At 67.9% G+C, this 10,602-nt stretch carries 7 protein-coding genes; 5 read left to right on the top strand and 2 right to left on the bottom strand.

Annotation, left to right across the window (positions count from 1 at the left end; all coding sequences use genetic code 11):
* Both VFE28_01335 and VFE28_01330 read right to left on the bottom strand, forming a co-directional pair.
* The coding region (locus tag VFE28_01335; GenBank protein ID HZM14616.1) for a molybdopterin-dependent oxidoreductase at positions 1-2,173 on the bottom strand (2,173 nt) is incomplete at its 3' end.
* Between the two features lie 16 nt (positions 2,174-2,189).
* Positions 2,190-3,752: a 4Fe-4S dicluster domain-containing protein gene (locus tag VFE28_01330; GenBank protein ID HZM14615.1), complete on the bottom strand. Its 1,563-nt coding sequence runs from the start codon at positions 3,750-3,752 to the stop codon at positions 2,190-2,192.
* A gap of 111 nt (positions 3,753-3,863) precedes the next feature.
* Between VFE28_01330 and VFE28_01325 the strand changes: the two genes are divergently transcribed.
* The 5 genes from VFE28_01325 to zwf form a co-directional block, all read left to right on the top strand.
* Entirely contained in the window at positions 3,864-4,277 is a 414-nt protein-coding gene (locus VFE28_01325; protein HZM14614.1) for a hypothetical protein, read from the top strand.
* A gap of 15 nt (positions 4,278-4,292) precedes the next feature.
* The gene (locus VFE28_01320; GenBank protein ID HZM14613.1) at positions 4,293-5,852 is read left to right on the top strand and encodes a DUF4301 family protein; all 1,560 of its coding nucleotides are present in this window, start codon (positions 4,293-4,295) and stop codon (positions 5,850-5,852) included.
* Between the two features lie 156 nt (positions 5,853-6,008).
* Positions 6,009-7,598: a beta-ketoacyl synthase N-terminal-like domain-containing protein gene (locus VFE28_01315; protein HZM14612.1), complete on the top strand. Its 1,590-nt coding sequence runs from the start codon at positions 6,009-6,011 to the stop codon at positions 7,596-7,598.
* A 75-nt stretch (positions 7,599-7,673) separates the two neighbouring features.
* The gene (locus VFE28_01310; protein HZM14611.1) at positions 7,674-9,422 is read left to right on the top strand and encodes a bifunctional transaldolase/phosoglucose isomerase; all 1,749 of its coding nucleotides are present in this window, start codon (positions 7,674-7,676) and stop codon (positions 9,420-9,422) included.
* A 24-nt stretch (positions 9,423-9,446) separates the two neighbouring features.
* The coding region (gene zwf, locus VFE28_01305; protein HZM14610.1) for a glucose-6-phosphate dehydrogenase at positions 9,447-10,602 on the top strand (1,156 nt) is incomplete at its 3' end.

The following is a 10,602-nucleotide window of genomic DNA, read 5'->3' as shown; positions in this document are numbered from 1 at the left end:
TCATCTCGCCTTCTTCGAGGTTCCGCCAGTGCACCTGCGAACGCACGTAACCCGGGAGCACGTGCTCCGGGAATCCCCACTCGGCGAGCGTGGGCGAGTAGAACTCGAGACGGCCGGTGGGTGTCTTGAACCCCGCACGCTGAGTGCCATCGTCTTGCGGCACGCCAGCCGCGGCGGGTGGCGCCACCCGTGCGCTCGCCGGCTTCCCGCCCGCGGCTCCGGTGGCGGGGGGGGCAGCGCTCTCCTTCTCGTAACGTTCCTGGCCGGAGTAGGGCACCTCGAAGGCGCCGAAACGCCGCATGTAATCGAGTGGCTGGAGCCCGTGGCGTGCTGCCGCCTCGGGCAAACCCGGCACTGCCTTATCGAAGATCTCGGCGTAGTACTCGTCCAGAGTCACCGGCCGGCCAGGTTCGCGCTTCGATTCGTAGTAGCGGAAGATGCCGCGCTTGCCGTCCGGATCGATGGCGTGGGTGAGAGCGATCCAGAACTCCGCTTCCTCCCACACTTCTCCCGGGTTCATGCCCAGCGTGGTCGTCGGCGTTTCGCCCGCCCGCCGCCGGCGCTCGCGCTCGATGGGCTGCCGGAAACCGATCCAGGTGCCCGCATGCGTTTCCTGGCTCATGAGATCGTGCCGTTCCGGCCCGAGTCCCGTGGGCAGCACATAGTCGGCCCACTGCGCCGTCTCCGACCAGATGGGCGTGATCGCCACGTGGCAACCCACGCGCGCCTCGTCCTCCAGCATTTCGATCCAGGAGCAGCCGTCGGGATTCGTCCACACCGGGTTGTAGACGCGGGTGAAGTAGACATCCAGCTTCCTGTCCTTTTCACGCAGCAGGTGCGGCAGGAGGAAGCTCATCTCGTAATGGCTGAGCGGGTACTCGCGCGGCCAGATGAGCTCGTTCCAGCGTCCGACCGCGGGCGGCTCCAGGCTCGGTTTGGGAACGAACTTGTCCCAGGTGTTCGGATTGACGCCTCCCGGCGTCCCCACGCTTCCCGTCAACACATGGAGCAGGAAGAGACAGCGCGCCACCTGCCAGCCGCCGAGGTTGCCGCTCGCGGTGTTACGCCACAAGTGGCTCGCGAAGCGCGTTCCCGCCGCGGCGATTTCGTTCGCGAGCTTCTCCACCACGTCGGCGGGCATGCGGCACTCTTCCGCCACGAACTCCGGCGTGAAGGCCGCGTACTCCTCCAGCAGTCGTTCGGCGAAGCGCTCGAACGTCCCCGTCCCGCCGGGATCGCAGGCCGCCAGGTACTCCCGCCAGTTCACCCAGCGCCGGACGAAGTCGCGGTTCCAGCGGCCCGTCCGCAGGAGCTCCCGCGCCACGCCGAGAAGGAGGGCGCTTTCCGACCCCGGCCAGGGCGCGAGCCACAGATCTGCGTGCGAGGCCGTGTTGCTGAGACGCGTGTCCACGACGGCGATACGAGCGCCGGCCTGCTTGGCATCCATGATGCGCTGGGCATGCGGATTGAAATAATGCCCGGTCTCGAGATGCGACGAGAGCAGCAGGATGAAGCGCGTGTCGTGGTAGTCCGGTGACGGCCGATCGGCACCCATCCAGAGGGCGTAGCCGAGCCTCGCCGAGGAGCTGCACACGTTGGTGTGGCTGTTGTGCCCATCTACGCCCCAGGCCTGCAACATGCGGGTGGCGAAGTGGTCATCCCCGGGGCGTCCGACGTGGTACATGACGCCGTCGTGCCGCCCGGCGTCGAAGGCAGCGCGAATGCGCTCGGCGATGTCCTGCAGCGCTTCTTGCCACGTGGTGCGGACGAATTGCCCCGATCCTCGCGGTCCGGACCGGCGCAGCGGATAGAGGATGCGCTCGGGATCGCGGATCTGATTGAGCGTCGCCGGCCCCTTGGCGCAAACGCGGCCGCGGCTACCCGGGTGCACCGGGTTGCCCTCGAAGCGCGCGATGGAGCCGGTGGCCTTGTCGACGAATGCGAGCAGTCCGCAAGCCGATTCGCAGTTGAAACAGATGGTTGGGATGCACTGGAAATGACGCTCCCGCCGCTCGGGCCAGGCGGACGCGTCCCATTCCACCCAGTCGTCCCAGCGCTCGGGTGGCGGGGCGACCGAGAGCTCCCATGGGCCCTGGCGTGGCGCCTCAGGACCCGGCGACGCGGGGCGCGACGCCTCGGGGCCCGATCCGCGCTGCTCCTCGCGCTCCGCCATCGTCATTCCTCCGTCGTCAACTGATGGGCAAAGCTTGCCCGGCACGTACCAGGATGTCTTCTTCGACGTAGAGCCCCAAGAGCGCCAGGAGCGACGCCGCGGCCCAGAGTGGCGGCGGCATGAAAAAGAGGGCGAGACCGATGGCTACCACGGTCCCCAGTCCGACACCCACCACCCAGTGCCGGCGCGCGAAGGGCCCATGAGACACGAGCCGCGCGGCGCGAGCGTACTCTGCTTCCCGCTTGGGAGGCGCGAGCTTGGCTTCCACGAGGGTGAAGGCGAGATGCCACAAGAGCCCGACGATGAGCACGCGCCGGAGGATCCCGATTGCTTCGAGACCGAGTCCGATGAAGGGCGCCACCAAGATGAGCAGCGCCGCACCCGCTACCACGGCCTGTGCGATCAGATGCAGCCACAAACCGCGCTTCATCCACAGCACGCGACCGCGGGATTGACCGAAGAGCCAGCCGGTGTATCCGGCGCACAGCGCCGCCAAGAGCGCCGCGAGGCCGAGAACGATTCCGTGTAACAGGTTGCCACCCCAACCGGTGCCAGCGTTCGCCCCGAGGAGCACCATCCACCCCACCACCACGCCGCCGAAGGCGGTGAGCACGACCGCGCCACGGGCGATCCAGGAACTCCAGTTGGGCCGCCGCAGGATGAAATAGAAGCGCTCGGGCCGCTTCAGGTCCGCCACCAAGAGAACAGCCGTCGCGAGCAGGAAGAGGAGGGAGAGGAACGGAACCCAGACCGCGCTGCTTCCGCCTTCGCGCCGCACCGACGGCACCAGGAACGCGCCAGCCAATACCACACCGGCGGCGAGAGACTTGGTGAAGAGATAGCTCGTCACCTTCCCGCCCCAGGCCGGCAGGTGGGCGACGTCGTACACCGTCCGCCCTTCGGCACGACGCTCCAGTGCTTCGAAGGTCTGGGCATCGAGCTGCACGCCTGGGATCTGGTTCGCCCACAGGAATCCGCCCGCCGCGTTGGCGGCCAGGGGCTCGACTCCGGTGACGTGAGCTTCTTTGTAATAGACGTTGGGTCCGGTGCGTGCCTCGGTCTTGCGCGCCACCAGCTCCTCTTCGCGACGCATCTTCGCCACCCGGCTTTCGGGGTCGTGGAAGTCGCCGGGGATGATCGCCTCTGTCGGGCAGACGATGGCGCAGGCTGGCGCCAGGCCGCGCTCGACCCGATGGGCGCAGAAGTGACACTTCTGCGCCGTGCCGTTTCCTGGGTGGATGTAAAGCGCATCGTACGGGCAGGCTTGCAGGCAGCCCTTGCAACCGATGCAGACGGCCGGATCCACGTCCACGATGCCGTCGGCGCGCTTTTCGAGCGCCGAGACCGGGCAGATCTGCACGCACGGTGCGTCGGTGCACTGGTTGCAGCGCAACACGGTGAAGTGGCGCTTGACCGCCGGGAAATCGCCTGTCTCGGTGTACTTCACCCAGGTGCGGAAGGCGCCAAGGGGGACGTCGTTCTCGGCCTTGCAGGCCACGGTGCAGGCGTGGCAGCCGATGCACCGGGTTTGATCGATGACGAAGCCGAGCTGCATCGTGTCTCCGTAGATGCGCTGCATGGTAGGCGGTCTACTTGGAGCCTGCAAGCAGCCCGTTGCCATTCACTCCGGGGCCGACGATACTGCCACTTTGGCCCGCCTACGCCAGGCGGCAGATCCGGAGGCGTCCCCATGGCCCTGTCCATCCGCAGCGTCGAGTACTTCAATACCACCGTCCGCGACCGCCCGGGGGCGGCCCACGAGGTCCTGTCCCAGCTGGCTGCGGCGAAGGTGAATCTCCTCGCCTTCAGCGCCGTACCCACCGGCGCCGACCAGGCGCAGCTCGTCATCTTCCCGGACAACGTGCGGGAGTTCGTCCGCGCCGCCGAGGACCACGGCCTCGTGCTCCTCGGGCCGAGCCGCGCCCTCCTCGTGCAGGGGGACGACAAGCTCGGCGCCTTCGCCGACATCCACCGCAAGCTCTCGGAGGCGCAGATCAACGTCTTCGCCTCCAACGGCGTCACCGATGGCCGCGACGGCTTCGGCTACATCGTGTACGTGCGCCCGGAAGATTTCGATCGCGCCGCTCGCGTTCTCGGCGTCTGACCCAGGACGGGCCGCATGCAGGGAGAATGGACGCCCCGGGACCTGGATCTCTTGCGCCAGCATGCCATTCCCGTGGAAGAAGCGGAGCGCCAGCTCCGTCTCTTCGCGCGGCCGCCACATTTCTTGCAACTCGACCGGCCTTGCACCCTCGGGGACGGCATCCGGCATCTCGACCAGACGGAGCGCGCCGCCTGCCTGGAAGCCTACGAAGCGGCTCGGCTCGCCGGACGCTTTCTCAAGTTCGTGCCCGCTTCGGGTGCGGCGAGCCGCATGTTCGCGCCACTCCTGGAGGCGCTGCACGGGCGCTCGTCGCTGCGGCGTGATGATCTGGCGGCAAGACACGACGATGCAGCGGACGAAGTGCTGTGCTTCGCGGACTCCTTGCCGCTCTTCGCCTTCCACGACCAGCTGCGCCGCTCCCTCGCCGCTTCGGGCCTCGACCTCGGCACCCTCCTCGCCGGCGACCTGCGCCCCGCTCTCGAGCATTTGCTGACCGCGAAGGGACTCGCCTACGGCGACGTCCCCAAGGGGCTCCTTCCCTTCCATCGCTATTCCGGAACGCCGCGCACCGCCTTCGAGGAGCATCTCGTCGAGGCGGCGCACGCCATCGCCGATCGCGAGGGATGCTGCCGGCTGCACTTCACCGTGGCCCCCGAGTGGTTGCCGCGCTTCGAGGCGCTGCTCGCCTCCCGCCGGCCGGACCTCGAAACCCGCTTCGGCGTGCGCTTCGACATCGGCTTCTCCTCGCAGAAGGCCGCCACCGCCACGCTCGCCGTGGATCTCGAGGGCCACGCCTTCCGCAACGACGCCGGCGATCTCCTGCTCCGCCCTGGCGGGCACGGTGCATTGCTCGAGAACCTCGGCGCCCTCGGAGCCGATCTCGTCATGATCAAGAACATCGACAACGTCACCACCGAGGACCAGCTGGCCGACACCCTGCTGTGGAAGAAAGTCCTCGGCGGCTATCTCTGTTCGCTGCAGCAGCGTCTCTTCGCCCACGTGTCGCGGTTGCAGTCAGGCGGCGCCCCGGAGCGCGCCGTCGAGGAGGCGCTGCATTTCGTCCGCGACGACCTGGGCCTGACCGTACCCCCAGCGGTCACCGCGGCTGGGACCACGGCCCAACGCGATTTCCTCCTGCAGCGCTTGGACAGCCCCGTGCGCGTCTGCGGTATGGTGCACAACCGTGGTGAGCCCGGCGGAGGCCCCTTCTGGGTGCGCGGCGCCGACGAGGAGTCGACGGTGCAGATCGTGGAGCGCGCCCAGATCGACACGAGCAACCCGGAACAGCAGCGCATCTTCGCCTCCATGACCCACTTCAGCCCGGTGGATCTCGTCTGCGGCTTACGCGACGCCCGCGGTCAGGCCTTCGCACTGCAGCGTTATGTGGATCACGAGGCGGTCTTCATCTCGGAAAAGTCGAGCGCCGGAAGGAAGCTACGGGCTCTGGAGCACCCCGGGCTCTGGAACGGCGGGATGTCGCGCTGGATCACCCTGCTGGTGGAAGTTCCGGAAACCACCTTCAATCCGGTGAAGACAATCAACGACCTCTTGCGTCCCGCGCACCAACCGCAGTGACGCGCACACGCGCGAGCCCCGCTTCCCGTCGGCGTCTAGGCCGTAGGCGAGAAACTCCCTCGACCGGCCGCTGCCGTGCGCCCTCGGCCCAGGCGCGCTGACGGACCGGTTCCGCATCGGGTACTCTCTTGGGTCGCCGAGAAGGAGGGCCTCCTCTTGACCCGCGTCGGACTCTTTGGCTGGGGCATCGTCGCGCCCCGGTCCCCCGACATCGAGACCTTCGCCACCAATCTCGCCAGCGCCACCAGCTGGCTCGCCCCCTTCCATGGCTTCGGCCCCGACAACTTCCTCGTGGGCCAGCCCGAGTTCCGTTTCGAGACCTACAAGAAGTGGATCACCGAGCGTTTCACGCCGAACCGCTTCCACCAGCTCGAGGAGAAGATGGACCCGTCGACGCATTACGCCATCGGCGCGTTCGTGCAAGCCCTCGAGCAGAACCCCGGTCTGGAAGACGTGCTGCAAGACCTCGGCACGCAGGCGCATGTCTATGTGGGTACCGGTCTCGGCAGCTTGCCCACGTTGCACGATGAGACCCTGGCGCTATACCGGGCGCAGCGGCGCTGGAACCGCTTCTGGAGCCGCCCGGAGCGCAACAGCGCCTTCCGGCACTACGCCAACCTCGGTGAGGACGAACGCCGCACCGTCTCCGGCGTGCCGCCGGATCCGCGCAGCGTGGGGGAAGACAACCGCGACCAAACCGAGGATGTCTGGCTTGCTTACTGGGCTGCCCGCTCCTCCGAGCTCGCCGAGTACCTGCGCGAGGTGCGGGCCATCGAGGACCTGAGCGCCGAGGGCGAGATCGAGACGGCGAAGCTCCGCGTCATCCGCGAGAAACGCCGACTGCACGGCAAGCTGCAGGAGAAGTGGCAGACTCCGACACCGCCTTGGGAAGTGGTGTCGGCGAAGGTGATCTGGAACATCCCCAACACGCCGGCGAGCCAGATCTCCATGCTCGGGCGCATCGTCGGTGCCACCTTCGCTCCCGTCGCCGCCTGCTCCACCTTCGGCGTGGCTTTGAAACTGGGGATGGACGCGATCCAGCGCGGCGAAGCCCGCGCCGTCGTCGTCGGCGCCACCGACCCGCCGCCGCATGCGCTGACCGTGGGGGCTTTCTACAACGCCCGCGTCTCCGCCGCCGACGGCATGGTCTCGAAGCCTCTCACCCGGCTCCGCGGCACCCATGTCGCCGGCGGGGCCGTTCTCTGGATCGTCGGCGATCTCGAGTTCATGACCCGGCGCGGCTTCTCTCCCCTCGGGATGGAGCCGCTCGCCGTGGGGGTGACCTCCGATGCCGAGCACATCATCACGCCGACGCGGGCAGGCCCAACGCGAGCGGTGCGCGCGGCGCTGGACGCCGCGGCGGTCGAAGCCGGCGACATCGCCGCCTGGGACCTGCATGCCACCGCCACGCCGGGCGATTACATGGAGGTGGAGACGCTGCGCTCCATCGTTCCCGATTCGGTGCTGGTCACGGCACGCAAGGGCACCTTTGGCCACGGCATGAGCGCCGGCGGCGGTTGGGAGCTCACCGCCCAGTACCTGGGTTACGCGCGCGGCCGGCATTTCCCGACCCCCCTCGGGGCGACGGAGCTCAACGCCGAGATCCGCAAGCTCCACGAACGTTTTGTTTTCGATCAGGAATGCAACGCCCAGGGGATCGCGGGCAAGCTCTCCATGGGCATCGGTGGGATCAACGCCTGCGTCATTTCACGGCCGTGGGAGCCGGCGCTCGCCAGCCGCAGGTGAAGCGGACGAGCGCGCCGACGCGAGAGTCGAGGCAAACCACTAGGATCGAGTCCATTCGCGACGAGGAGGTGCACGATGGCGAGCGTGAACCGTCCCCTGGGCACTTGGGGTTGGAATCTCGGTGCCGCGAGCGCGGCGGTGCAGGCGGAGCTCGCCGCCTGGCGCGAGCAGGACAAGGTGCGACGCTTGTGGGCCGGTGACACTTCTCTGTGGACGCGGAGCGACGAGAACCGCTGGCTCGGCTGGATGCGACTTCTCGACGGTGCGGATGGGGGCAGCAACGCCGCCGCACCGCTCGTACAACTCGCATCCGAAGTGGTCGCCGCCGGTTTCCGGCAGGTGGTGGTTCTCGGCATGGGTGGCTCGAGCCTCTGTCCCGAGGTGCTGAGCCAGACGTTCGCTCCGGCTCCGGGGTTTCCGGCGCTCCTCGTCCTCGACTCCACGGATCCGCAGCAGGTGCGCAGCCTCGAGCAACGCCTCGATCCGGCGCACACGCTCTTCCTCGTCTCCTCCAAGTCCGGGACGACGACGGAGCCCCATGTCTTCTACGAGTACTTCTTCGCCCGGGTGCAGGAGGCCGTCGGCGCCGAGCGGGCTCCGGGCCACTTCGTCGCCATCACCGATCCGGGTTCGAAGTTGCAAGCGCTCGCGGAACGCCTGACCTTCCGGCGCGTGGTGCCAGGTGCCCCCGACATCGGCGGGCGCTACTCGGCGCTCTCCCCCTTCGGCATGTGCCCGGCAGCGCTCATGGGCCTCGACGTCGCTGCTATCCTCCGGCGCGCCGCGCACATGGCGCGCGCCTGCGGCCCCGAGGTCCCTCCCGAGACGAACCCCGGTGTCGCCCTCGGCATCGCCCTCGGCACGCTGGCGCGCCAGGGGCGCGACAAGCTGACCTTCGTCGCGTCTCCGCACCTCGCCAGCCTTGGCGGCTGGCTCGAGCAGCTCGTCGCCGAGTCCACCGGCAAGAACGGCATCGGCATCGTGCCGGTGGACGGCGAGACCTTGGGCAAGCCCTTCGTCTACGGCGACGACCGCGTCTTCGTGGCCACGCACCTCGCCGAAGAAGCGGGCGGCGCGGAAGCCGCGGCGTTGCAGGCGCTCGCCGACGCCGGTCATCCGGTCGTCCGCATCACCATGCAGCACCCTCTCGACCTGGGGCAGGAGTTCTTCCGCTGGGAAATCGCTACCGCGGTGGCAGGCTCGGTCCTCGGCCTCCATCCCTTCGACCAGCCCGATGTCGAAGCGGCCAAGGTGGCGACGCGCGCGCTCACCGCGGCGTACGAGAAGGACGGGCGCCTGCCGGAGGAGAATCTGCTCCTCGAGGAAGAGAGCCTGCGCTTGTTCGCTGCACCAGCGCATGCGCGCCAGCTTCTCGCTGCCGCGCCATCCCCCGGCCTCGACGCGCTCCTCGCCGCGCACCTGCAGCTCCTCCGCCCGGGCGACTACTTCGCTCTCCTCGCCTATCTGGAGATGAACGCCGCCCATCGACGCGAGCTCCTGGAAATGGGCCGCCGCGTGCGGGACGGCAAACGCGTCGCCACCACTCTCGGCTTCGGTCCGCGCTTCCTGCATTCCACCGGACAGCTGCACAAGGGCGGACCGAACACGGGCGTGTTCCTGCAAGTGACCGCAGAGAGCAAAGCCGATGTGCCGATCCCCGGACGACCCTACGGTTTCGGCTTGCTCGAGAGCTTCCAGGCGGGCGGCGATTTCGCCGTCCTCGCGGAACGCGGGCGCCGGGTCTTGAGAGTGCACTTGAGCGGCGATGTCGGACGCAGCCTGGCGCGCTTGCGCGACCTCGTCCACGCCGCCGTGCCGGCGTGAAGCAGCGTAGCGAAAGGTGGAACCGTGGCCCTTCCGATCAGCATCGTCATCTTCGGCGCCTCCGGCGACTTGAGCCAGCGCAAGCTGGTGCCGGCGCTCTACACCCTGCAGGCCAAGAAGCGGCTGCCAGCGGAAGTGCATGTCGTCGGTTTCGCTCGCCAGCAGCACGACGACTCGAGTTTCCGCACCCTCATGCGCGACGCCTTGGCGAAGTTCGCGCCCCATGCTTTCACCGAGGCCACCTGGAACGCCTTCGCGCCGCGGCTCACGTATCTGTGCGGTAACCCCGAAAATGCCGAAGACTATGCTCGGCTGAATCAACACTTGCGCAGCCTGGAAAACGGCGAGGGCCATCGACTCTTCTATTTGTCCCTCCCGCCCCAGGTGTACGGGTCCGTGGTCGGCCACCTGGCGGCGACAGACATGCACTGCGAGAACCGCTGCTGGCGGCGGATCATCGTGGAAAAACCCTTCGGCTCCGATCTCGACTCGGCGCGCCAGCTGAACGCCATGCTCCTTCGTGTCTTCCAGGAGCAGCAGATCTATCGCATCGACCATTACCTGGGGAAGGAGACCTCGCAGAATATCCTCTTCTTCCGTTTCGCCAACACCGTCTTCGAACCGCTATGGAACCGTAATTTCGTCGACCACGTGCAGATCACGGTGGCCGAGCGCGAGGACGTCGGGCATCGCGCTGCTTTCTACGACGGCGCCGGGGCGCTCCGCGACATGTTCCAGAACCATCTCCTCCAGCTCTTGAGCCTTGTGGCGATGGAGCCGCCGGCGTCCTTCGACGCCGACGCCGTGCGCAACGAGAAGGCCAAGGTGCTGGCGGCGCTGCGTCCTCTGCGCCCGGAGCACGTGGCGGCGCACAGCGTCCGCGGCCAGTATGAGAGCTACGGCGAAACCAAGGGCGTGGCTTCAGGCTCGCGCACCGAGACCTACGCGGCGCTGGAACTCTACGTGGACAACTGGCGCTGGCAAGGCGTGCCCTTCTACCTGCGTTCGGGAAAGGCGCTGCAGGCGAAGGCCTCGCAGATCATCATCGTCTTCCGCCGCCCGCCGCACCTCATGTTCCCGCTGCCGCCGGGGGCGCAGCTCTCGGAGAACTACCTCGCCCTCCACATCCAACCGGACGAGGGCATCCACATGCGCTTCGAGGTGAAGGTGCCGGACACGG

This window comes from Candidatus Krumholzibacteriia bacterium, from assembly GCA_035649275.1.
GTDB lineage: Bacteria > Krumholzibacteriota > Krumholzibacteriia.
The sequence above is the reverse complement of the archived record's forward strand: the minus strand, read 5'-3'. Positions and strand labels throughout refer to the sequence as shown.

Coding starts and splice junctions, on each gene's coding strand:
- VFE28_01330 (HZM14615.1), bottom strand. CDS start 3,752: ATGCAGCGCATCTACGGAGACACGATGCAGCTCGGCTTCGTCATCGAT.
- VFE28_01325 (HZM14614.1), top strand. CDS start 3,864: ATGGCCCTGTCCATCCGCAGCGTCGAGTACTTCAATACCACCGTCCGC.
- VFE28_01320 (HZM14613.1), top strand. CDS start 4,293: ATGCAGGGAGAATGGACGCCCCGGGACCTGGATCTCTTGCGCCAGCAT.
- VFE28_01310 (HZM14611.1), top strand. CDS start 7,674: ATGGCGAGCGTGAACCGTCCCCTGGGCACTTGGGGTTGGAATCTCGGT.